Origin of the sequence: Cryobacterium aureum (genome assembly GCF_002954245.1) — a bacterium.
GTDB lineage: Bacteria > Actinomycetota > Actinomycetes > Actinomycetales > Microbacteriaceae > Cryobacterium > Cryobacterium aureum.
The window spans coordinates 1-21,523 of sequence record NZ_PPTG01000003.1 but is presented as its reverse complement, the minus strand read 5'-3'; the positions used below and the strand labels follow the sequence as shown (position 1 = coordinate 21,523).

General features: G+C 64.8%; 26 protein-coding genes and 2 pseudogenes. 12 read left to right on the top strand and 16 right to left on the bottom strand.

Features of this window, described 5'->3' with window-relative positions:
• Positions 1 to 90: 90 nt before the first annotated feature.
• The gene (locus CJ028_RS21680; protein ID WP_276309360.1) at positions 91 to 216 is read right to left on the bottom strand and encodes a hypothetical protein; all 126 of its coding nucleotides are present in this window, start codon (positions 214 to 216) and stop codon (positions 91 to 93) included.
• A 60-nt stretch (positions 217 to 276) separates the two neighbouring features.
• On the opposite strand from CJ028_RS21680, the gene CJ028_RS02015 reads away from it, so the two are divergent.
• A complete protein-coding gene (locus tag CJ028_RS02015; RefSeq protein ID WP_105033622.1) occupies positions 277 to 864 on the top strand; it encodes a GNAT family N-acetyltransferase in 588 nt (195 codons plus the stop codon).
• Here CJ028_RS02015 and CJ028_RS02010 read toward each other — a convergent pair.
• The 7 genes from CJ028_RS02010 to xseA all read right to left on the bottom strand — a co-directional run bounded on the left by CJ028_RS02010 (position 814) and on the right by xseA (position 5,790).
• The gene (locus tag CJ028_RS02010) at positions 814 to 1,071 is read right to left on the bottom strand and encodes a Txe/YoeB family addiction module toxin (RefSeq protein ID WP_105033621.1); all 258 of its coding nucleotides are present in this window, start codon (positions 1,069 to 1,071) and stop codon (positions 814 to 816) included. The two genes, CJ028_RS02015 and CJ028_RS02010, sit on opposite strands and share 51 nt — an antisense overlap.
• Complete coding sequence (locus tag CJ028_RS02005; RefSeq protein ID WP_105033620.1) at positions 1,071 to 1,334, bottom strand: type II toxin-antitoxin system Phd/YefM family antitoxin; 264 nt, start codon at positions 1,332 to 1,334, stop codon at positions 1,071 to 1,073. The genes CJ028_RS02010 and CJ028_RS02005 overlap by 1 nt, the downstream gene beginning before the upstream one ends.
• Before the next feature lie 152 nt (positions 1,335 to 1,486).
• The gene (locus CJ028_RS02000; protein WP_105033619.1) at positions 1,487 to 2,911 is read right to left on the bottom strand and encodes a class II fumarate hydratase; all 1,425 of its coding nucleotides are present in this window, start codon (positions 2,909 to 2,911) and stop codon (positions 1,487 to 1,489) included.
• Between the two features lie 59 nt (positions 2,912 to 2,970).
• Positions 2,971 to 3,621 (bottom strand): carbonic anhydrase, encoded by a 651-nt coding sequence (locus tag CJ028_RS01995; protein WP_105033618.1) that lies wholly within the window; start codon positions 3,619 to 3,621, stop codon positions 2,971 to 2,973.
• Positions 3,618 to 4,271 (bottom strand): DUF4245 domain-containing protein, encoded by a 654-nt coding sequence (locus CJ028_RS01990; protein WP_161498870.1) that lies wholly within the window; start codon positions 4,269 to 4,271, stop codon positions 3,618 to 3,620. The genes CJ028_RS01995 and CJ028_RS01990 overlap by 4 nt, the downstream gene beginning before the upstream one ends.
• Positions 4,268 to 4,522 carry an exodeoxyribonuclease VII small subunit gene (locus tag CJ028_RS01985; RefSeq protein ID WP_105033645.1) on the bottom strand — a complete coding sequence of 85 codons (255 nt, stop codon included), beginning with the start codon at positions 4,520 to 4,522 and terminating at the stop codon, positions 4,268 to 4,270. The genes CJ028_RS01990 and CJ028_RS01985 overlap by 4 nt, the downstream gene beginning before the upstream one ends.
• Before the next feature lie 20 nt (positions 4,523 to 4,542).
• Positions 4,543 to 5,790 (bottom strand): exodeoxyribonuclease VII large subunit, encoded by a 1,248-nt coding sequence (gene xseA, locus CJ028_RS01980; RefSeq protein ID WP_105033616.1) that lies wholly within the window; start codon positions 5,788 to 5,790, stop codon positions 4,543 to 4,545.
• Positions 5,791 to 5,937: 147 nt separating this feature from the next.
• Here xseA and CJ028_RS01975 point away from each other — a divergent pair, with 147 nt between their 5' ends.
• Positions 5,938 to 6,978, top strand: a complete 1,041-nt coding sequence (locus CJ028_RS01975; RefSeq protein WP_105033644.1) for a 4-hydroxy-3-methylbut-2-enyl diphosphate reductase — start codon at positions 5,938 to 5,940, stop codon at positions 6,976 to 6,978.
• Positions 6,979 to 7,038: 60 nt separating this feature from the next.
• Here the strand turns inward: CJ028_RS01975 and CJ028_RS01970 are convergent, their stop codons facing one another.
• Together CJ028_RS01970 and fbaA are read right to left on the bottom strand one after the other, a co-directional pair.
• Entirely contained in the window at positions 7,039 to 7,614 is a 576-nt protein-coding gene (locus tag CJ028_RS01970; RefSeq protein ID WP_129590352.1) for a DUF6264 family protein, read from the bottom strand.
• A 17-nt stretch (positions 7,615 to 7,631) separates the two neighbouring features.
• The gene (gene fbaA, locus CJ028_RS01965; RefSeq protein ID WP_105033614.1) at positions 7,632 to 8,657 is read right to left on the bottom strand and encodes a class II fructose-bisphosphate aldolase; all 1,026 of its coding nucleotides are present in this window, start codon (positions 8,655 to 8,657) and stop codon (positions 7,632 to 7,634) included.
• Between the two features lie 209 nt (positions 8,658 to 8,866).
• Between fbaA and glpX the strand changes: the two genes are divergently transcribed.
• Positions 8,867 to 9,799: a class II fructose-bisphosphatase gene (glpX, locus tag CJ028_RS01960; protein WP_105033643.1), complete on the top strand. Its 933-nt coding sequence runs from the start codon at positions 8,867 to 8,869 to the stop codon at positions 9,797 to 9,799.
• 121 nt (positions 9,800 to 9,920) lie between these two features.
• On the opposite strand, the gene CJ028_RS01955 is transcribed toward glpX, so the two are convergent.
• Together CJ028_RS01955 and CJ028_RS01950 are read right to left on the bottom strand one after the other, a co-directional pair.
• Positions 9,921 to 11,354: a DNA recombination protein RmuC gene (locus CJ028_RS01955; protein WP_105033613.1), complete on the bottom strand. Its 1,434-nt coding sequence runs from the start codon at positions 11,352 to 11,354 to the stop codon at positions 9,921 to 9,923.
• Positions 11,355 to 11,444: 90 nt separating this feature from the next.
• Positions 11,445 to 12,059: an exonuclease domain-containing protein gene (locus CJ028_RS01950; RefSeq protein ID WP_105033612.1), complete on the bottom strand. Its 615-nt coding sequence runs from the start codon at positions 12,057 to 12,059 to the stop codon at positions 11,445 to 11,447.
• 76 nt (positions 12,060 to 12,135) lie between these two features.
• Between CJ028_RS01950 and ychF the strand changes: the two genes are divergently transcribed.
• From ychF to CJ028_RS01925, 5 genes are all read left to right on the top strand, one after another.
• Complete coding sequence (ychF, locus tag CJ028_RS01945) at positions 12,136 to 13,209, top strand: redox-regulated ATPase YchF (protein ID WP_105033611.1); 1,074 nt, start codon at positions 12,136 to 12,138, stop codon at positions 13,207 to 13,209.
• Between the two features lie 13 nt (positions 13,210 to 13,222).
• Positions 13,223 to 13,522, top strand: a complete 300-nt coding sequence (locus tag CJ028_RS01940; protein ID WP_276309361.1) for a HigA family addiction module antitoxin — start codon at positions 13,223 to 13,225, stop codon at positions 13,520 to 13,522.
• A 77-nt stretch (positions 13,523 to 13,599) separates the two neighbouring features.
• Complete coding sequence (locus CJ028_RS01935; protein WP_105033609.1) at positions 13,600 to 14,274, top strand: SDR family NAD(P)-dependent oxidoreductase; 675 nt, start codon at positions 13,600 to 13,602, stop codon at positions 14,272 to 14,274.
• Between the two features lie 184 nt (positions 14,275 to 14,458).
• A complete protein-coding gene (locus CJ028_RS01930; protein WP_240607030.1) occupies positions 14,459 to 14,716 on the top strand; it encodes a DUF4177 domain-containing protein in 258 nt (85 codons plus the stop codon).
• Between the two features lie 147 nt (positions 14,717 to 14,863).
• On the top strand, positions 14,864 to 15,079 hold the full coding sequence (locus tag CJ028_RS01925; RefSeq protein ID WP_105033607.1) for a dodecin: 216 nt from the start codon (positions 14,864 to 14,866) through the stop codon (positions 15,077 to 15,079).
• A 65-nt stretch (positions 15,080 to 15,144) separates the two neighbouring features.
• On the opposite strand, the gene CJ028_RS01920 is transcribed toward CJ028_RS01925, so the two are convergent.
• Positions 15,145 to 15,327 (bottom strand): hypothetical protein, encoded by a 183-nt coding sequence (locus CJ028_RS01920; RefSeq protein WP_105033606.1) that lies wholly within the window; start codon positions 15,325 to 15,327, stop codon positions 15,145 to 15,147.
• 195 nt (positions 15,328 to 15,522) lie between these two features.
• On the opposite strand from CJ028_RS01920, the gene CJ028_RS01915 reads away from it, so the two are divergent.
• Entirely contained in the window at positions 15,523 to 16,089 is a 567-nt protein-coding gene (locus tag CJ028_RS01915) for an HhH-GPD-type base excision DNA repair protein (RefSeq protein WP_105033605.1), read from the top strand.
• Positions 16,090 to 16,465: 376 nt separating this feature from the next.
• Here the strand turns inward: CJ028_RS01915 and CJ028_RS21270 are convergent.
• Both CJ028_RS21270 and CJ028_RS01905 read right to left on the bottom strand, forming a co-directional pair.
• A pseudogene (locus CJ028_RS21270) lies at positions 16,466 to 16,675 on the bottom strand (thioredoxin family protein); the annotation flags it as partial.
• A gap of 49 nt (positions 16,676 to 16,724) precedes the next feature.
• A complete protein-coding gene (locus CJ028_RS01905) occupies positions 16,725 to 17,996 on the bottom strand; it encodes an MFS transporter (protein ID WP_105033603.1) in 1,272 nt (423 codons plus the stop codon).
• Positions 17,997 to 18,141: 145 nt separating this feature from the next.
• Here CJ028_RS01905 and CJ028_RS01900 point away from each other — a divergent pair, with 145 nt between their 5' ends.
• Positions 18,142 to 19,806, top strand: a complete 1,665-nt coding sequence (locus tag CJ028_RS01900; protein WP_105033602.1) for an ABC-F family ATP-binding cassette domain-containing protein — start codon at positions 18,142 to 18,144, stop codon at positions 19,804 to 19,806.
• 160 nt (positions 19,807 to 19,966) lie between these two features.
• On the opposite strand, the gene CJ028_RS01895 is transcribed toward CJ028_RS01900, so the two are convergent.
• Positions 19,967 to 20,326, bottom strand: coding sequence for a LysR family transcriptional regulator (locus CJ028_RS01895; protein ID WP_105033601.1), 360 nt, complete (start codon positions 20,324 to 20,326; stop codon positions 19,967 to 19,969).
• A 287-nt stretch (positions 20,327 to 20,613) separates the two neighbouring features.
• Here CJ028_RS01895 and CJ028_RS01890 point away from each other — a divergent pair, with 287 nt between their 5' ends.
• Both CJ028_RS01890 and CJ028_RS21125 read left to right on the top strand, forming a co-directional pair.
• Positions 20,614 to 21,216: an LON peptidase substrate-binding domain-containing protein gene (locus tag CJ028_RS01890; RefSeq protein ID WP_105033600.1), complete on the top strand. Its 603-nt coding sequence runs from the start codon at positions 20,614 to 20,616 to the stop codon at positions 21,214 to 21,216.
• Between the two features lie 124 nt (positions 21,217 to 21,340).
• Positions 21,341 to 21,523: pseudogene (locus tag CJ028_RS21125) on the top strand (hypothetical protein); the annotation flags it as partial.

Here is a 21,523-nt window from a genome sequence, read left to right as displayed (position 1 = left end):
AACGGCGAGAGCGCGACCGTCCCGGATGCACTCATTGACGCTCGAAGGCGCAACGGATGGCGTCAGCGACGTGCAGCTGTGCGTCGATGATCAGTTTTCAACCCCTGCTCTCAGCCAGACGTACGTCGATGAGACCGGAACGGTGAAGGTGCTGGCCAGCTCGGCCACCGTCGGGGGCCGCGGGAAGTCCTCCGGATCGCGATCAGAGATGTCCATATGCACAACCTGCCGACGAGAGACCATGGCCGACAGAGCATGCGCAGTTAGTATGAGCGCATGGCACATCTGGGATCCGTCCGCTGGCCGCCACGCCCGATCAGGACCGAACGCCTCGTTCTCCGGAAGTCGGAGGCTCGGGACCGCACGGCCATCATCGATCTGTTCGGCTCACCAGAAGTGTGCACCCACCTCGGCGGTCCCCAGCCGCGCGACGCGCTTGAGCTTGCAGCGCCCGAAATTCCCGGACGACGCCCGGGCTATTTCGTCGTCGAACGCGACGGCACGGCGATCGGCATCGTCACGTTCGATCGCCGCGACACGGAGCGTCCGGGGCACATTCACCCGGATTGCGGTGAGGCCGAGCTCGGCTATATGTTCTTGCCGCATGTGTGGGGATTCGGTTACGCCACCGAGGCTTGCGCCGCGGGGCTCCGCTGGTTCGCCAGCGTGCGCCCTGGTGAGCCGGTGGTGCTCTGCACCCAGATTGCCAACGACGCCTCGGTGCGCGTCGCGGCGAAGCTGGGTTTCACCGAGGCTGAACGATTCGAGGAGTTCGGTGCCGAGCAGTGGTTTGGTGTTTGGTCGCCGCGGGAGTTAGTAGTGGTAGCGGCACTGCCAGACCACGAGTCGCTCGCTGTCGAATGAGTAGATCAGACGGTTTTCCTGTGTGGTCCGCCGGGACCACGGTGAGCCCTCCAAATACTTGAGTTGCTCAGGCTTCCCTATTCCCGATGGGGGATCGCGACGTGCTTCCTTGATCAGCATGTTCAGCCGCTTGAGGATCGCCCTATCGGTTGATATCCAGTGCTGATAATCGTCCCATCCATCGTCAGTGAAGGCGAGAGTAAGCACTACGCAGGTTCGTGGTCTGTCTCGATCAGGTCGTGGGGAGTTGCGCCACCTTCCCTGACCTGTCGCGCAGACGCGGCGAGACGAGCCGCATTTTCTGGGGAACGAAGGAGATAGGCCGTTTCGCGGAGTGCGTTGTATTCGTGAGCAGACACGAGAAAGGCGGAGCCGTTCTTGGAGGTGATCTCGATTTCGCTGCGGTCAAGATTGACCTCTTCAAGGAGACGATACAAGTCCTTGCGTGCCGCAGTTGCTGTGATAGCCATGGCGTCATCCCTTTCACGTACGTTATCACGCACGCTTTAACCGCATGCGGTCGGGATCCTCTTCGCAAGAGCTCAGAGTGGCTGGTTAACGACAGCGAGTGTTGCCGATAGCGCCCGGGGCGCATCGGAAACACTCGCTGTGGGCGGTGCTGCTACTTCTTCTGCGGGGGACGCGTCATGCTCAGCACGTCGAGGGCAGTGTCGAGCTCAGCGAGGGTGAGGTCACCGCGTTCGACGTGGCCGAGTGCGATAACGGACTCACGCACGGTGAGGCCCTCGGCGACGGCCTTCTTGGCCACCTTTGCGGCGGCTTCGTAGCCGATGACGCGGTTGAGCGGGGTCACAATCGAGGGCGACTTCTCGGCCAGCGCCCGAGCATGCTCAAGGTTGGCGACGAGGCCGTCAACGGTCTTGTCGGCGAGTACGCGGGTCGCGTTGGTCAGCAGACGGATCGACTCGAGCAGGGCGGTGCCCATCACGGGAATACCGACGTTGAGTTCAAACGAACCGGAGGCACCGGACCAGGCGATGGTGGCGTCGTTGCCGATGACCCGCGAGCAGACCATGAGCACGGCCTCCGGAATGACCGGATTGACCTTACCGGGCATGATCGACGAGCCGGGCTGCAGGTCGGGGATGCTGATCTCGCCGAACCCGGTGTTGGGGCCAGAGCCCATCCAACGCAGGTCGTTGCAGATCTTGGTCAGCGAGACGGCGATGGTGCGCAGGGCTCCGGACGCGTCGACGAGACCGTCGCGGTTGGCCTGGGCCTCGAAGTGGTCGCGGGCCTCTGTAATTGGTAGTTCGGTCTCTTCGACCAGCAGTTCAATGACGAGCTGCGGGAAACCGTAGGGGGTGTTGATGCCGGTGCCGACCGCGGTGCCGCCGAGCGGAACCTCGGCGATGCGGGGCAGAGCCGTGCGGATACGCTCGATGCCGAGGCGCATCTGGCGGGCGTAGCCGCCGAATTCCTGGCCGAGGGTGACCGGGGTGGCATCCATGAGGTGGGTGCGGCCGGCCTTGACGGCCTCTTTCCACAGCTCGGCCTTGGACTCGAACGAGACGGCGAGGTGGTCGAGCGAGGGGATGAGCTCGTCGATGAGGGCGCTCGTGACGGCGATATGCACCGAGGTGGGGAACACGTCGTTGGAGGACTGGCTCGCGTTGACGTGATCGTTCGGGTGCACCGGGCGACCGAGGGCGCGGGTCGCGAGGGTCGCGATGACCTCGTTCATGTTCATGTTCGAGCTGGTGCCGCTGCCGGTCTGGTAGACGTCGATCGGAAACTCGGTGTCGAACTGGCCGGTGATGACCTCGTCGGCGGCCGCGGCGATCGCGTTGGCGATGTCGGCATCGAGCACGCCGAGCTGGGCGTTGGCGAGGGCTGCGGATTTCTTGATGCGGGCGAGGGCCGCGATCTGCGCGGACTCGAGCGTGGAACCCGAGATCGGGAAGTTCTCCACGGCTCGCTGCGTCTGGGCACCGTAGAGTGCGTCCGTCGGAACCCGGACCTCACCCATCGTGTCGTGTTCGATCCGGTAGCCGGCGTTTGCGGAGGTGTCCACCACTATGTGCATTCCCTTTCGGTGCTGTATGAGAGTCGTGCTGTGCGCAACGGGTGCGCGGATGGTGGGGTCTAAATGACGCCCACCACGATGTTGGGGTCGGCATGTCCTTCGCTTAGAACGTAGTTCGCACCGACGATAGCCAATGTACCGGCTGCAATGGCCGTGCTGATCACCTCGGACTGCTCGAGCAGTTCGGTGACCGTGTCTTTGAGGTGTTCCCTGCCCACGAGACCGGCATCGACCAGCTGAGGGTCCAGTTGAGCGGATACCGCCTGCCCGCTCACTCGACGCACCGCCGGCACGATCTTCTCGATAATGCGCGCAATGTGCACGGGCAGAGCCGGGGCATCCGCTACTTGAGAATCGATCGCGGCACGCACGGCACCGCACTCGTCGTGGCCCAGCACGAGGATCAGCGGAACGTGCAGCACGGCCACCGCATATTCCAGGGAACCGAGCACGGATGAGGAGATGACCTGCCCGGCGTTGCGCACGACGAACAGGTCACCCAGGCCCTGGTCGAAGATGATCTCAGCGGCGAGGCGGGAGTCGCTGCAGCCGAACAGGGCGGCGTGCGGCGTCTGCTGTCCGACGAGCTCGGCCCGCCGGTCAACGTCTTCGCGGTGCCGCGGGGTGCCGGCAACAAAGCGCACATTGCCCTCGCGCAGTTCGTTCCAGGCCTGGGCGGGAGACGGGAAAGCCGTCGACGTCCGGTTCATTCGGATCCATTCTGTGCAATGTTGGCGGTCAGGGCGGTGGCCAGCGTCTCGAAGTCGCCGGTGGGAGCCGTGCCGATCAGCAGATACGTGCTGGTGCCGGCGGTGGTCACGAGGGCGTAGTCGAAATTGCCCCGATCGGCGGACGGGGCGCTGTTGCGGTAGACGTCCCAGACGACTCCCGAGATATTGACGGTGTCAACGACGGGGGAATCAGGCAGCTTCTGGGCCAGCCAAGTCGGGTTGGCGTCGAATGCCTGGTTGAAACCGATGAATTGACTGTCGGGCGTGAGCAGCCCGATGTACCAGAACGGAACCTGGCCGTTGCTGCCCGCCCGCCACTCGGCGTCATTCGCGCTCCAGTCGGCCGGCAGCTCGGGACTGGCCAGGGCATGGTCGACAACGGGCTGGGTCTGGGCGGCAATGGTCGCGTAGTCGACGTCGCGAGTGATCGGATTGTCGTTGCGCGGCACGAGCAGCACGAGCACGAGCACGGCGCCCACGGTCACGAGCAGCGACAGTACGAGATTGTTGACCGTCTTGTGCGACCGGTACTTGCGCGAATTCTCGGCGAGCCGGTCGGCGGTCTCCTGGGGAGTCTCCGGTCGGCCGAGTTCGGCGACGACGCGTGGCTGCTTGGGCGCGCGGCTCATCGGGTGGGGCTGGCCGCTTCGTCCGTGGGTGCCGTCGCGGCCAGCCGAGCAGCGTCGAGGCGCGCCTTGGCGCCGATCAGCCATTCCTCGCAGCGGCGGGCGAGTGCTTCGCCACGTTCCCAGAGCGTGAGCGACTGCTCCAGCGTGCTCGAACCCTGCTCGAGCTCGTTGACCACGCGGATGAGCTCATCGCGGGCCTGTTCGTAGCTGAGTTCACTGATGTCTGCGGCGGGCGAGGTCATGGCATCCATTCTAATTATTTCGACACTGTTTATTTCGACACGGCGGGTGCAGCCTGCGAGTCGGCCGGCACGCTCGCGTTCGCGGTGCTGGAAACCGTTCCGCTGGCCAGGGTGAGCAGCAGCTCGGTTCCGGCGGGGGCGTCATCGGCGCTGCGCAGCACGTGGCCGTCCGGCAGCTGGGCGATCGCATAACCGCGGTCGAGGGTGCCCTGGGGCGACAGGGCCCGCAGCTGAGAACGCAGTTCTACCACGGTGGCTCCGGCGCGTTCTAGAATGCGCCCGGTGAGTTCGGCGCCGCGTGCGACGTAGCGGGTGAGGTCTTCGCTGCGGGAATCGATGATCCAGCGCGGGTCGACCAACGCCGGGCGGCTGCGCAGCTGTGAAATGCGGTCGATTTCCGACGAGAGGATGCCGGTGAGTCGGCTGCTGAGGCGCGCCCTGGCCTGCTGCACCCGGTTCAGTTCGTCGCTGACGTCGGGAACGACGCGCTTGGCGGCATCCGTGGGGGTGGAAGCTCGCAGGTCGGCGACGTCGTCGAGCAACGGACGGTCGGCCTCGTGCCCGATCGCGCTCACCAGTGGCGTTCGGCAGGCGGCGGCGGCGCGCACGAGGCCCTCGTCGCTGAAGGTGAGCAGGTTCTGAAAGTCGCCGCCGCCTCGGGCGACGATGATGACGTCGACCTCGGGATCGGCGTCGAGCCGTTGGATTGCGCTCGTCACCTCGCCGACGGCGCGGTCTCCCTGCACGGCGGCGTGCGCGACCCGAAAGTTGACGGCTGGCCAGCGCAGCTGTGCGTTGCGTATGACGTCTTTCTCGGCGTCGGAATCTTTGCCGGTGATCAGGCCGATGCAGTGCGGCAGAAAGGGCAGGCGTTTCTTGCGCGAGGCATCGAACAGGCCCTCGCTCGCGAGCTGTTTGCGCAGGCGTTCCAGTCGCTCGAGCAGGTCGCCGAGCCCGACGTGGCGCATTTCGAAGGCCTGCATGGTGAGGGTGCCGCCCTTGACCCAGAAGTTGGGCTTGACCAGGGCCACGACGCGGTCGCCCGCTTTGAAGTCAGCGGTGAGTTTGGCGCGCACCGAGGACCAGATGGTGAAACTCACGGTCGCGTCTTCGGAAAGGTCTTTGAGCTTGCCGTAGACGTTGCCGCCGCTGGCACCCCACTGGGTGATCTCGCCCTCGACCCAGACCATGCCGAGCCGCTCGATATAACCACGGATCTTGCCCGAAAGCAGGGCGACCGGCCACGGCGTTTCGACGGTGGCGGGGGCATCCGTCATGCGATGGTCCTGGTATTGGTGCTGATCGTGGCGCTGGCGTGGGGCACAGGCGGGTCCTCCCAGAGTTCTTCGGTCGTGCGTGCGTAGACTGAGGCAGTGAACACCAGCGCGCACACTACTAGCAAGCCTCCCGTTATCGGCCTGGGCATGCCGCGCATTCCCAGCGCTCGCAACAGGCTTAAGGATACCCCGGTGGTCGGACATAAGCGGGTGCTGCTCGCTGCCCCGCGTGGTTACTGCGCCGGAGTCGACCGCGCGGTCATCGCCGTGGAGAAAGCCCTCGAACACTACGGCGCGCCCGTGTACGTGCGCAAGCAGATCGTGCACAACATTCACGTGGTCTCCGAGCTCGAAAATCTCGGTGCCATCTTCGTCGACGAGGTCGACGAAGTGCCCCGCGGCGCGCACATCGTCTTCAGCGCCCACGGGGTGTCGCCGGCCGTCGTCAACGCCGCCGCCGCACGCGGCCTGCAAGCCATCGACGCGACCTGCCCGCTCGTGACCAAGGTGCACCGCGAAGCCGTTCGCTTTGCCCGCGACGATTTTCAGATTTTGCTGATCGGCCACGAAGGCCACGAAGAGGTTGAGGGCACCGCCGGTGAAGCCCCAGAGCACACCACGCTGGTCGGCAGCCCGGAGGAAGCCGACACCGTCGTCGTTCGCGACCCGGACCGCGTGGTCTGGCTGTCGCAGACCACGCTGAGCGTCGACGAAACCATGGAGACCGTGCGCCGGTTACGGGCGCGTTTTCCCAACCTGCAGGATCCGCCCAGCGACGACATTTGCTATGCCACTCAGAACCGTCAGGTCGCCATTAAGAAGGTGGCCCGCGACTCCGACCTGGTGATTGTGGTCGGCTCCGCCAACTCGTCAAACTCCGTGCGTCTGGTCGAGGTGGCCCTGGAATACGGCGCCAAGGCGGCGTATCGCGTCGACTTCGCGAGCGAGGTCAAACAAGAGTGGCTCGACAACGCGGCGACCGTGGGCGTGACGAGCGGGGCATCCGTTCCCGAAGAACTGGTCGACGAACTACTCGCAGCCCTCGCCGACGCCGGCTACGCCGACGTTGTGCCGGTCAAGACGGCCGAAGAAGACCTGATCTTCTCGCTGCCCAAGGAACTGCGCAAAGACCTGTCGGGCGAAACGGATGCCCGTGCCTTCGGCGGTCGCGCCGCCCCGGCCGAGTAGACGGCCGAATAACCGAAGGACGGGAGCGTGATCGCTGCCGTCCCGCGGGGTAGTACTGCGTTACTGGCGGCTCGCGAACTCGAGGAGGGTCGGGTCGGTCAGTATCGCCGCCAGGAGGAAGATGAAGACCACGACCAGCGAAATAATTCCGCCGATGATCGGAATGTAAAACGCGCGTTTCTCGCGCCTGAGCATCAAGAACGACACGCCAGTCGCTGCAATCCAGACGACGGATTCCACGACGACTCCGGCAACGACGATCGCCGAAATCGCTGGACTTGACGCGTAGGCGCCGAGGTCGAACTGAGCGTACATTTGCGCCATGAGTTGCGGCAGAGCCAGGAGGGACGAAATGAAATACGTCGTGCCGAGCAGCCCCAGTACGAGCAGGGCAATGGTCCACTGACGATCCCAGCGAGGAACGGTGCGTGGACCGGGTGTCACCGGAACGTTCGCGATGTGCGCGGGCGATGGTGCTCCCGCTCCCGCCCCAGCGGTGGGGGCGGGAGCGGGGTCAACCCGGTTTGTGTCCTGCGGAGGTTGCCAGGTCCAGCCTTCAGGGGCGAGTTCGCCGTACTGCGGGCGTGGGCGTTGGTCCTTCGCGGGAGGTGGAACGGAGTCCGGGTTCTCTGACATTGCTCTAACTGTTTGCTCTAACTGTTTGAGTGCCCGGCTGAACCGAGCTGGCGGGTGGAATCTACGACGCGGGCGGCCATGGCCGACTCGGCAACCTTGCCCCAGGCGCGCGGATCATAGACCTTCTTGTTGCCAACTTCGCCGTCGACCTTGATCACGCTGTCGTAGTTCTTGAGCATGTAGTCGGCGATCGAGCGGGTGAAGGCGTACTGAGTGTCGGTATCGATGTTCATCTTGACGACGCCGTTGGCGACGGCTTCAGCGATTTCGGCATCGGTCGAGCCTGAGCCGCCGTGAAAGACCAAGTCGAGGGGCAGTGCTGCGAGACCGAACTTAGCGGAGAGGCCGGTCTGGATCTGCTTGAGCAGTTCCGGGCGCAGCTTCACGTTGCCGGGCTTGTAGACGCCGTGCACGTTGCCGAAGGTGAGGGCGGCCATGTAGCGGCCCTGCTCGCCGAGGCCGAGGGCCTCGACCATCTTGATGGCGTCGTCGAGGGTCGTATACAGGTTCTCGTTCACGTCGGCCTGCACGCCGTCTTCCTCGCCGCCGACGGCACCGATCTCAACCTCGAGGATGGCGTTGATCGCGCGGGTGCGCTTCAGAATGTCGGTCGCGATGTCGAGGTTCTTGTCGAGGGCGATGGCTGAGCCGTCCCACATGTGCGACTGGAAAATGGGGTGACCACCATCGGCTACCGCAGACTCCGACGCTTCGATGAGCGGAATGACGAAGTCACCCAGCGCGCCCTCTGGACAATGATCGGTGTGCAACGCGACGGTGATCGGGTAGTTGTCAGCGACGGAGTGCGCAAAACGAGCGAAGGCGAGTGCGCCGGAGGCCCGGTTCTTCACGGTGTGGCCGGCGAAGTAGTCGGCACCGCCGGTCGTGACTTGAATGATGCCGTCGGATCCGGCCTCGGTGAGGCCCTGGAGAACGGCGTTGATGCTCTGCGACGATGACACGTTGAACGCCGGGTAGGCGAACCCGCCTGTCTTCGCTTTGTCGAGCATTGCGGCGTACTGGTCGGGGGTTGCGATGGGCATTGCTTCTCCTCGAAAGTGTGCGGGGGTGTGACCCGAGTCTAGCGACGCCCGCCTCGGCGTGGTCCGTGCGCGATAAGGTGACTCGGGCGGACAATCCGCGCGACCCGCCGCGCATCCGTCGTATTCGAAGTCGAACTTACGTCCGGGAGGACCTTTTGAACAGCACCGAGACCGCCACTCTGTTTCAACACCCCGACCGTAACCTCGCGATGGAGCTCGTGCGCGCCACCGAGGCCGCCGCCATCCGTGCCGTGCCCTTCATCGGCCGCGGCGACAAAAATGCCGCCGACAAGGCCGCCGTCGACGCCATGCGCGCCTTCCTCGGCACCGTCAACTTCGACGGACTCATCGTTATCGGTGAGGGCGAAAAAGACGAAGCCCCCATGCTCTTCAACGGTGAGCACGTCGGCAACGGCCGCGGCCCCGCCTGCGACATTGCCGTGGACCCGATCGACGGAACGAGCCTCACCGCCGCCGGCCGCCAAAACGCCGTCTCCGTCATCGCCGTTTCGGACCGCGGCACCATGCTCGACGCCTCGTCGATCTTCTACATGGACAAGATCGTCACCGGTGCCGCCGGTCGCGGCGTCGTCAGCCTCGACCAGTCGATCGCAGACAACCTGCGTGAGCTTGCCAAAGCACTGAAGAAACCAGTCGGAGAGCTGACGGTCGCCGTGCTCGACCGTCCCCGCCACGCCGGCCTGATCGACGCGATTCGCAGCGCCGGTGCCGGAACGCGCCTCATGCTCGACGGCGACGTGGCCGGCGGCATCAACGCGGCCCGCTACGAAACCCGCATTGACATGTGCGTCGGCATTGGGGGAAGCCCGGAAGGCATCACCACGGCCTGCGCGCTCAAGGCGCTCGGCGGCTATATGCAGGGACGCCTCGCCCCGAAGGACGACGCTGAGCGCGCTCGTGGCGTCGCGGCCGGGCTCGACATCGACAAGCTGCTCGAAGTCGACGACATGGTCAGCGGTGATAACACGTTCTTCGTGGCGACCGGTGTGACCGACGGCGGACTCGTCGATGGCGTACGTCGCAAGGGTCCGATGATCCGCACCGAAAGCATCGTGCTGCGCTCGCGGTCGGGCACCGCCCGTCGCGTCATCGCCGAGCACCTTGCCGAGAAGTGGCTGTAGCCGCTTCGATCGGCTCGCAGCTCGTAAACAAAACGGGCTACTAATCGAAACTGCACGTCTCGGGTCTGTTCGTTCAGACTCGAAGCGTGCAGTTTTTGGTTCACGGCACCCGACGCGCGACTTACACGTGGACCTCGGAATCAGATTCGTCGGCATCAGCGAGACGCCGGTTGATCACGCTGTGTCTGGTCTCATTCAATTCGGCGCCGTTCAGGTGAACGGGCAGGTCCGGTTCGTCGAAAACGGAAACGGATGCTGGTGCCTCCAGCTCGGGCGCGGTCAGCTTGCGCGGAGAATCGTGAACGATGGCCGGTTCGGTGAGCAGCCCGATCTTGGTTTGGTCGATTCCCGGAAACTGCCTGGCGGTCACGAGCACCCGGGATTCGAGTGAGTTGGCGAATTTATTGTAGCTGTCCACCGTGCGCTCGAGCGCCTTGCGCAGGGACTCGGCGTGGCCGCTCAGCGCACCGAGCCGCTGGTACAGGGCGTTGCCGAGGTCGAAGAGTTTCTGCGCCTCGTCGGTGACGGCCTGCTGCTGCCAGGTGAAGGCCACCGTCTTCAGCACCGCCCACAGGTTCACCGGTGACGCCAGGGCTACCCGCTTGCTGAACGAATAGTCGAGAATCGACGGGTCGGCTTCGAGCGCCGCGGACAGCAGCGATTCGCTCGGAATGAAGGCGATCACGAATTCCGGGCTGGCATCAAAGCCTTCCCAATAGGTCTTCTTGGCGAGCGCGTCGATGTGTGCGCGCACGGCCTTCACGTGCTTGTCGATCAGCACCTTACGGCGAGCACCCTCTTCGCCGGTAGCCGTGTAGGGAATGGTGCTCGCTTCAATGTAGTGCTCGAGCGGAACCTTGGCATCGATCGCTATGGACTTGTTGCCGGGCAGCCGCACGACCATGTCGGGTCGGCCGAGACCGGCATCCGTCGTGATGTTGGTCTGCGTGTTGAAGTCGACGTACTGGGCGAGACCGGCGGCCTCGACGACGCGCCGCAACTGGGTCTCGCCCCAGACACCGCGAGTGCTGTTGGAACGCAGGGCGCTCGCGAGCGACTCCGTGGTCACCCGCAGCTGCTGGTCCGAAATCTGCGCCTGTTTGAGCTGCTCAGACAGCGACCCGTACTGTTCGCTGCGCTGCGTCTCCAGCTCGGTGACCTTCTCCTGCATGGTGCGCAGTGTCTCGCGCACAGGGCTGAGAGCCTCGAGTACGAGGTGTTCGCGCTTCTCCCTCTCAGACTGCAGTTGTTGGTCGGAGCGTTGCCGTTCCACGGTTTCGCGCGCCGTGGCTCGGTCATGCTCGATCTGTGCCGAAAGACCGTCGACGGTGGCGAGAGCGGCCGATAGCTCACTCTGCAGGGCAGCGCGAACCGTGGCCTCACTCGCTCGTGCCTCGGCGAGGGCTACCTGGTGGCGGGCTTCGAGCACGGCAGGGCCCTCGCCCCCAGCGCCGGTCGCTCCCGCGCGGGTGCGTTGCAGCAGCACCATGGCCAACAGGGCGCCCAGCGCGGCTCCGACGACGAGACCGACGATCAAACTCAGCAGTGGATCCATGCTTTAAGTCTGGCAGTGACCACTGACATCGCTGGATGACACTCGGAACAGCCCAAATGCCTGGGGCGATCAGGCCAGCTGAGACTCGTTCTAATTGAGCGCCATTGGCCCGTGCGTCGACGCGTGCTCCTGGGTGGCCACCGGCCCGATCACGCCGACCTTCACCCGGGTCACGTGGGCGAGCTGCTCGATCGTGTCGACCTCGTGGCGCCCTGCTGCATGGATCATGATGGCCGCACACGCCTCGGCATCGGCGAGCGCGTTGTGGTGCGAGAAGTCCTCGAAGCCGGCCGCCATGGCCGCGACCGGTAGACGGTACGACTCCAGGTGATAGGTGCGGCGGGCCACCTGCAGGCTGCAGACATAGCGAAAATCCGGTACCGGCTGGCCGGTCACGAGCGACGCCGTCTTGATGACGCCGAGGTCGAAACCGGCGTTGTGGGCGACGAGATAGTCGTCGCCCACGAAGGCGACCAGCTGCGGAAGCTGCTTCGCCCAGGTGGCCGCGCCCACGACATCCGCTGCGGTGATGCCGTGGATGCGGGTGTTCCATTCGGAGAACTCGTCGTGGCCGGGCGGCGGTGCGATGAGCCAGTAGGCCGAATCGACGACGATTCCGTCACGTACTTTCACCATCCCGACGGAGCACGCTGAGGCGCCCGAGGAGTTGGCGGTTTCGAAATCGATCGCGGTGAAATTGAGCACGACTTATGCTCTCACGAGCCACCGACACGAGCCGCCGACGAAGGGCGTGGCGACGTGGCCGGTAGAATGGTCTCTCGTGGCTCTTACTATTGCAATCGTCGGACTCCCCAATGTGGGCAAGTCAACCCTGTTCAACGCCCTGACCAAGAACAACGTGCTCGCCGCGAATTACCCGTTCGCCACGATCGAGCCCAACGTTGGAATCGTGAACCTTCCCGATTCGCGCCTGGCCGACTTGGCGACAATCTATGGCAGCAAGACCCTGCTGCCGGCGCCGGTGTCATTCGTCGACATCGCCGGCATCGTGCGTGGGGCAAGCGAGGGGGAGGGACTCGGCAACAAGTTCCTCGCCAACATTCGCGAAGCGGATGCCATCGCCCAGGTAATTCGCGGATTCGCCGACCCCGACGTCGTGCACGTCGACGGCAAAGTCAACCCGGCCGGCGACATGGAGACGATCAATACCGAGCTGATCCTCGCCGACCTGCAGACCCTCGAGAAAGCCGTGCTGCGCTTCGAGAAAGAGGTCAAGGGGCGCAAGCTGCCCGCCATCGTGCTGGAGACCGCGCTCAAGGCGCAGGCCATCCTCGACGCCGGTCAGCCGCTGTCCTCGGCCTCGCTCGACATCGAGCCGATTCGTGAACTGGGCCTGCTCACGGCCAAGCCGTTCATCTACGTTTTTAACGTTGATGAGGCCGTTCTGCAAGACCAGGCCAAGCTCGACACCCTCGCCGCGCTCGTCGCTCCGGCCAACGCTGTGTTCCTCGACGCCAAGCTGGAAAGCGAACTGAGCGAACTCGACGTCGAGGACGCCGCCGAGATGCTCGCCTCGACCGGCCAGGCCGAGAGCGGCCTCGACCAGCTCGCCCGCATCGGCTTCGACACCCTCGGCCTGCAGACCTACCTCACGGCCGGTCCGAAAGAGTGCCGCGCCTGGACCATTCACAAGGGCTGGACCGCGCCGCAGGCCGCCGGAGTCATCCACACCGATTTCCAGAAGGGATTCATCAAGGCCGAGATCTTCTCCTTCGAAGACCTCATGGCCGCCGGTTCGATCGCCGAGGCTCGCTCCAAGGGCAAGGCCCGAATCGAGGGCAAAGAGTACGCTATGCAAGACGGCGACGTGGTCGAGTTCCGCTTTAACGTCTAGCGTTATTGACGCGCTGCGTTATGCACTGATCGAGCCGATCCATCCGGGAGAGATCCTGATGCAGGACTTCATCGATGGATTCGGGATCACGCAGAACAAGCTCTCGGTCAGCATTGGGGTGCCGCCGCGCCGGATCAATGAGATCGTGCACGGCAAGCGGGGTATCACGGCCGACACGGCGATCCGCCTGGCGCGATACTTCGGAACATCGGAAGAGTTCTGGATGAACCTGCAGTCCAACTATGAGCTGCGTCGCGAGCGCCGGGCGCTGCGGGACAAGGTTGCATCGATCACACCGCTGAAGGTCGCGTGACAGTTCCCTCGACTAAGGGCGGTTAGGCTTAAGCTCCTCGCGAGATTCGACAGAAGTATCAATCTAAGGAGACCATCGTGCCAGTCATCGCCATCATCGGAGCCGGACCAGGACTCGGCGCAGCAGTTGCGCGAAGGTTCGGGCGCGAAGGCTTCTCCATTGCCCTGATCGCCAGAAACCAGTCGAAACTAGACGCCATGGCAGCCGAGCTCACCGCTGCCGGCTTCACCGCGAGTGCTTACCTTGCGGATGTCCGCACGCCGGCGTCGCTCGAAGCTGCCCTGGCGAGTGCCGCAGCAGAGCTCGGGCCCATCACCGCGCTGCAATATAGCCCGCTCCCGTCGCGCGACTACCTGAAGCCGGTGCTTGAAATGACGCCCGAGCTGGCGTTAGAGGCACTGCAGTTCTCGGCCCTTGGGCTCATCCACGCGGTACGTGCGGTGCTTCCGGCGATGCAGCAGGCAGGTAGCGGCAGCATCATCATGATCAACGGCGGAACCTCGGTGAAGGCCCGCGCCGGCTTCGCCGGAACGTCGATCGCGTTTCCCGCCGAGAGCGCCTACGGCGAGATGCTCCATGATGCACTCGAGGGTGAGGGCATCCGTGTCAACCAACTGGTGATTCCTGGCGGTATCCCACAGCTGCAGCTAGTCAACGGCATTGATGGCGTCGCCGATCGCATTTGGGACCTCCACGACGTAGCCGGTCCGTTCCGCACCATGCTCATCCCACTTGAGGACGGCAGGGAGTAGCGTCGCAGCATCGCGCTTCGCGCAATGCTCGCCACCGATGACTGTGTCAGCACCGATGGCTGCGCAGGCTTGAGCCTCGATCGACACCGACGTCGGTAGATATGACTCTGCTCCTGATGTTCGCGGGTGACGAAATCTACTGGGCGGCGATTGCGTCCAACACCTGTAACCTTGGTTTCCTCAGATGATGCTCCGACTGCGGGGCGGTGAAGGTGAAGCACAGATGGCGGCAGATGGCATGTACGTAGTGATCCAGATCGTGCTCAAGGAGAAGTTTTTGGGCACTGGCTCCGGCAATCTTACGGAGCTGGAGAAGGCGATTAATTCGCAGGCCGCGCTCGGCTACCGACTGCACACCATTACCACCGCGGCGTCGGGCAGTAAGGGCTTCGGAGGCGGCGATCGTGTCCAAGCGACGATGGTGTTCGAGCGAATCGTGTGAGTCGGGCACCAGTAATCCTCTAGACCACGTCCTGCGTATTGACTCTCTGCGGCATGGTCAGCCATTTGCACCCGTGGCTGTTGCAGGACCTCAGTACGCGGTAGCGTGACGCTATCCGTTCAACGTCGAACAGCCAGGGAGCTCACAATGACTGACAATAGCTATCGTGTTATCGAAGTGGTCGGCACGTCGAAAGTTGGTTCCGACGAGGCGATCGCCAACGCGGTTCGGCGCGCCAGCGAGACGGTGGAGAACCTGGATTGGTTCGAGGTGGTCCAGATCAAAGGTCATATCGTGGACGGCGCCGTAGACCACTTCCAAGTGGACCTGAAGCTGGGATTCAGGCTCAATCCCGTGAGTTAGAGCCCTCTAATTGGCAGCGCGTTGCGTCCGTCGTTGCGACTGGGAGGTGGCCCTGGGCAGACGCGCTAGGCAATCAGGGAGTGCAGATCAACCCCGAAGAGAACGAGCGGCCACAGAACGATGGCCGCCAAACCCTCCAGAATGTTGCCGGGAATGTTCCACGCCACCAGATACCCCTGCGTGGCGGCGACCACTATTCCGATGACGAGATAGATGATCCCGATAAGACCTGTTCCGCGTCCGCGCATTGGGCCCACCGCCATTCCTGCGTATCGTCTAATTTCCCCGTGTGGGTGGTAAGCACAGCATAGTTGTGTCCAGGAATTTCGGTCCGTTTCTCGTCTAATTTCCTAGTGTGCTGCACGCGCTGTGCGGGGTCGATCGCACGGCTGGGGCTCCAAGCGTCACTGCACGCCGCGCGCCCGAAGTGGCACAATGGGCGAATGACCCTGCACCTCACCGGCGATACCGACGCCGACGCTCTCCTCAGCGAGAACCCGTTCGCCCTGCTCGTAGGCATGCTCCTCGACCAGCAGATTGCCATGGAGACTGCTTTCGCCGGCCCGGCCAAGATTCGCGACCGCATCGGTGCCCTCGATCCCGCAACGATCGCCCGCTACGACGCCGATGCTCTCGTCGACGTGTTCCGCCAGTCGCCGGCCGTGCACCGGTTTCCGGGCTCCATGGCCAAACGCGTGCAGGAGATCGCCGCAGTCATCGTGAGCAACTGGAACGGCGACACGGCGTCGATCTGGACCGCTGACAACCCGACCGGCCCCGAGATCTTGAACCGTTTGAAGGCGCTGCCCGGATTCGGCGAGCAGAAGGCGAAGATTTTTCTCGCGCTTCTCGGCAAGCGACTCGGGGTCGACGCGAACGGCTGGCGCGAGGCATCCGCTCCTTACGGTGAAAAAGGGTCTTTCCGATCGGTGGCCGACATCGTCGATCCAGAATCGCTCACCCGCGTGCGCGAGACCAAGCGAGCTGCCAAAGCGGCGGCGAAGGCTTAGCTGTGGGCCCCCATTAGCATCCGGCGGCTAACCTGTTGCTCAATCGCAGTTGGGCGCTGGGCGCTGGTCGCACACCTGTCCGCCGCCACCCCCCTCGAGCAGGAGGCGGCTACTGGCTGGCGACGCTCGGCCTGAAGGCGGCAGAACGGATGCCGGGGGCCGCGAATTCTCGCGACCGGCGGCATCCGCTACTCACCGTCGCGGTGTGACCGCAGCGTTGCGGCCACGCGGCGGCGGCGTGTAGTTGCAGGTGTCGCCGGGGTACAGCGTGGGCTTCGTCCGGGAGAACCTGGGAGAGTTCGCAGCTCACGTAGATGCCGAAGGCCGTCTCCAGAAAGAGCAGGGTGAGGCATACGCTGCACAAAGGCCATGAGGGTGGGATGGAGCGGATGCCGGCCGCCGACGCGAGGGCCTGCTCGGCCTCGGTGTCCACCTTGGCGAAGGTGATCTCGGGGTGCTTCTCCGACGCCGCGGTGAAGGTCGGGGCGAAGTTGCGGCACGGTCCGCACCATAAGGCCCAGAAGTCGACGAGCACCATGGCGTTGTTGATGATGGTCGCGTCGAACGTTATCTCGGTGATGCCTATGGTGGCCTTGGTGTGACTATATACCCTATGGGGTATATTGAAGAAGTCGTCAGGCGTGGGTGCCGCGCAGTCGCACCACCGACCACACGACCACGACGGCGACGAGCGCCATGGCGGCGAGGGCGAGCCCAGAATATCCGGCCAGTGCCAGGATTGGCCCGGCGATCGCGCCGCCGAGGGCACCGGCCGCGTTCATGGAGAGGTCGGAGAATCCCTGCAGCGAGGAGCGATCCTCAATGTCGACGGCCTCAGATACCAGTGCCGAACCGGCCACGACGGATGCCGACCAGCCCAATCCCAGAAAGATCAGGCTCACGGTCATGGTGCCCTGCGATCCGTCGCTGAGCCAGGCCACAGTGAGGGCGACTACCAGTAGCGCTTGCCCGCCGAGAATGACCGGTAGGCGACCGAGCCGGTCGGAGAGGGAGCCGAACACGGGGGAGAGGGCGTACATTCCGGCCACGTGCAGGCTGATGGTCAGCCCCACGATCGTGAGGGTCGCGCCGTGGTCGCGCAGGTGCACCGGCGCCATCGACATCAGGGCCACCATCGTGGCGTGACTGAGGGCGATGACCACGACGGCATAACGGGCCGCGGCGTTGCCGCGCAGAATGGCCAGACCGCCACTGGCCCGACGGATGCCCGCGCTGCCCGTGCGTGCGGCCAGCGCGGTCAGCAGAGGGTCGGGTCGCAGCCCGAGCGCGTAGACGAAGGCGGCGGCGACCGTGGCCGCGAGGGAAAAGGCGAAAGCACCCGTCATCACTGGCAGGCCGATCGCTGCGCCGAGCACTTCGCCCGGTCCGAACAGGTTCGGGCCGAGTACGGCGCCAATCGTGGTCGACCAGACCACGATTGACAGGTCGCGGGCCCGAAAGCTCGGGGTGGCGAGGTCGGTGGCCGCGAAGCGGGCCTGGAGGTTGGTGGCCGAGCCAGCACCGAGCAGCATGAGCGAGAGAAGCAGCAGCGGAAAGCTGTTGACGGACACCGAGGTGATGGCGAGTATCGCGCCCGTGCCGGCGGCTAGCGAGCCGGTCGCGAGCGACACGCGACGCCCGCGGGCCTGGGCCAGCCGAGCGAGCGGTATGGCCACGATCGCGGCGCCGAGGGTGCTCATAGTCGCGGCCATGCCCGACCAGGCACTCGACCCCGACAACTGGGCAGCAAGCAGCGCGCCGAGGGACAGGGTCGCGCCCATGCCGATGCCGCCCAGAATCTGGCCGGTGATGAGTACCCGCACCACGCGCTTCTGCAGTGCGGTGTGCGCAACCGGAGCGATGGGAAACTTCGTCGGTTCGGCGGGTGTCGTGTCGTTTTTCATCATGTGTGCTTTTCTGATTGCGGCCTCGCGCTGGCGTGCGCGTGATGCTGATCCACCGTCTGCAGTTCACTTTACTGAGCTGTGCACGCCTCGGTGCGCTGAATCCGTGCCGTCACTGAGACCGCGCAATAAATGGCACCATTGAGCAATGACCGGAACACTCGTGGCCAAGGGCTTGGCCGGCGGCTATGCCCACCGCACCCTTTTTGAAGCGCTCGACCTCACGGTCGCCCCCGGCGACGTCATCGGCGTGGTCGGCGCCAACGGCGCGGGCAAGTCCACCCTGTTGAACCTGTTGGCCGGGCTCACCGAACCGCAGGCCGGCACCATCACCCTGAGCCCGACGGACGCCTTCGTCGGCGCGCTCCCGCAGGAGCACGAACGAGTTCCCGGCGAGACCATCGTCGGCTATATCGCCCGGCGCACCGGCTGTGCCGAGGCGACGCGCGAAATGGATGCCGCGGCATCCGCTCTCGGAGATACGCAGCGGCGCGCTGATGGTGCCGACCCGGCCGACACCTATTCGACCGCGCTCGAGCGTTGGCTGGCCAGCGGCGCTGCCGACCTCGACGAGCGGCTGCCCCTCGTTCTCGCCGACCTCGGCCTCGCGCTCGGCACCACACTCACCGCCGACAGCCTGATGACGGCGCTCTCCGGCGGCCAGGCCGCGCGCGTCGGGCTCGCCGCTCTGCTGCTCTCCCGATTCGATATTGTGCTGCTCGATGAGCCCACCAACGACCTCGACCTCGACGGGCTGGAACGCCTCGAAGCCTTCGTCAGGGCCTTGCGCGGCGGCGTCGTGTTGGTCAGCCACGATCGCGAATTTCTCGCCCGCTGCGTGACCCGGGTGCTCGAACTCGACCTCGCCCAGGGCGCAAATCGGGTGTTCGGTGGCGGCTACGACTCCTACCTCGAGGAACGCGAAACGGCGCGCCGGCACAACCGGGAGAACTATGACGAGTTCGCTGCCAAGAAAGCCGACCTCGTTGGCCGGGCCAGAACTCAGCGGGAATGGTCGAGCCAGGGCGTGCGAAACGCCATCAAGAAGGCACCAGACAACGACAAGATCCGCCGCAAGGCCTCCGTCGAGTCAAGCGAGAAGCAGGCTCAGAAGGTGCGGCAGATGGAAAGCCGCATCGCCCGCCTCGACGAGGTCGAGGAACCCCGTAAGGAGTGGCAGCTCGAGTTCACCATCGGTTCGGCCCCGCGTTCCAGTGCGGTCGTGGCCACGCTGAGCAACGCGGAGTTTCGGCAGGGCGACTTCGTGCTCGGCCCGCTGTCGCTGCAGGTCAACGGCGGCGAACGCATCGGCATCACCGGCCCGAACGGCGCCGGTAAATCGACGCTGCTGCGCGCCCTGCTCGGCCGTCAGAAAGCGGATGCCGGCACCGCTCTCCTCGGCCCCAGCGTCATGATCGGCGAAATCGACCAGGCCCGGGCGCTGCTGACCGGTGTCCGGCCTCTCGCCGTGAGCTTCGAGTTGCTCGTTCCCGAACTTTCGCCCGCCGAGGTGCGCACGTTGCTGGCCAAGTTCGGGCTGAAAGCCGACCACGTGAACCGCCCGATCGGTGAGCTCTCGCCGGGGGAGCGCACCCGCGCCGGTCTGGCGCTGCTGCAGGCGCGCGGCGTCAACCTGCTCGTACTCGACGAACCTACCAACCACCTCGATCTCGCCGCTATCGAACAGCTCGAGCAGGCGCTTGACAGCTATGAGGGAACACTTCTGCTCGTCACCCACGACCGGCGCATGCTCGCCAACGTGCACACCGATCGGCATTGGAAGGTCGAGGCCGGGCAGGTCACCGAGCTCTGACCGGTCGGATTCCCGTGGCTGACGGCCGCCGAGATGGAGCCAAGCGCCCGGATTCGCACTGCGCGGGAGGTGCGCCAGTACGCGGGAGCTGCGCCGCTGCGCGCGAGTTGTGCCTCGCGCGCACCGGCGCAGCTCCCGCGCTTTGTGAAAGTGCCGGGAATTAGCGCGACTGGCGCTTCTTGCCAAGCTTCGGCTGGCCCTTCACCGCGGGGGCGCGGCCCTTGCCCTTGTTGGCCTTCGCCTTGCCGCCGCCGGAACCACCTGAACCGCCGCCGGATTGCCCGCCGCGACCGGCAGTCTGGGCCAGCTCGAGCCGCGCGTCGTCGAGAAAGGCAACCCCGATCTCAGTGAGGGTCGTGCTCTCGGCGGCACGATCGAACAGCGCGTAACCGAGTTCGGCTTCGACCCGCTTCACCGACGCGCTGAGGGTGTCACGGGAGACACCGAGCGACTGCGCGGCGCGGGCGAAATCGGGTGCCTCAGCGGCCGCCACGAAATGTGCCAGCAGGGTGATGTCCACGTGGAGCCTCTCGTCTGTTGCGCGGGTTGCGCGCAGCTCTTCTAGGCTACGCGCCGAAACCGGCCGACCCCACCGCCGACCCCACGGATGTCTCCATCGATTCCCCGAGAATGTCCCGATCGATTCGCCCCGGGCGAAGCCGCCTGTGCTCAGAACAGTGTCGCTGCCTATGGCCCAATCCCGAGCCCAGCGGCGGAGTCGCCGATGTCCCAACCGCTGCCCCAGGCGAGTCAGAAAACACGCGACGGGGGCTTGGCGCTGCGCCGCCGACGTGGTTCGCTGGGAGCATGACGACCCTGCCGATGTTTCCCCTGGGATCCGTGCTGTTCCCCTACATGCCGCTGCAACTGCGCGTGTTCGAGGAGCGGTACCTCGTCATGCTCGCACGCGTGCTCGATTCCCCGCCGGCCGAGTTCGGCATTGTGTTGATCGAACGCGGCCAGGAGGTCGGCGGCGGCGAACGTCGCTTCAGCATCGGCACCGTCGCCCGGGTCACCCAGCTGGAGGCGCCAGAAGGCTACCTCGGTCTGGTCGTTCAGGGTGAGCGCAGAATCGAGGTGACCGAGTGGATGCCGGAGGACCCGCATCCACTCGCCACGGTGCGTGAACTGCCCGACCTGGAATGGGACGACGCACTATTACCGCGCCGCGAACAGGCCGAACAACTCGTGCGTCGCACCCTGTCGCTCGCGAGCGAATTCAGGGACCAGGAATGGTCGCCCGACGTGGAGCTCTCCCACGACCCGACTGCCGCTGCCTGGCAGCTTGCCGCGATCGCCCCGGTCGGGCCGCTCGACCAGATCGTGCTGCTGAGATCCGACACCATGGCGGCCCTGCTCGACAACATCATCGAGCTGACCGAGGCTGCGGCCGAGTCTTTGGCATGGTGAGCGCCACCGAAGTGTGAGTTTCGCGCTGAAAAGTCGAGAAATTTGCCTGTGAAGTCTCACTGTGAGTTACGCATTTGTGTCTCAGGTCATCGTGGGCAGTTCTCGATAACGTCACAGTTCATGAATGGTGAAGAATTCGTCTCGCGTAGACATTCGGATGCTCGTCGCTCACTGGCCCTTGGACGCCCCGCGGGGCGCTGTGGCCGCGTTCCTGCGTGAGTACGACGTGTCGAGATCCTGGTTCGACAAGATCCGCAAACGTGCCAGAGTGGACGGTGATCTTTCCTCCGTCGCCGAACACTCGAAA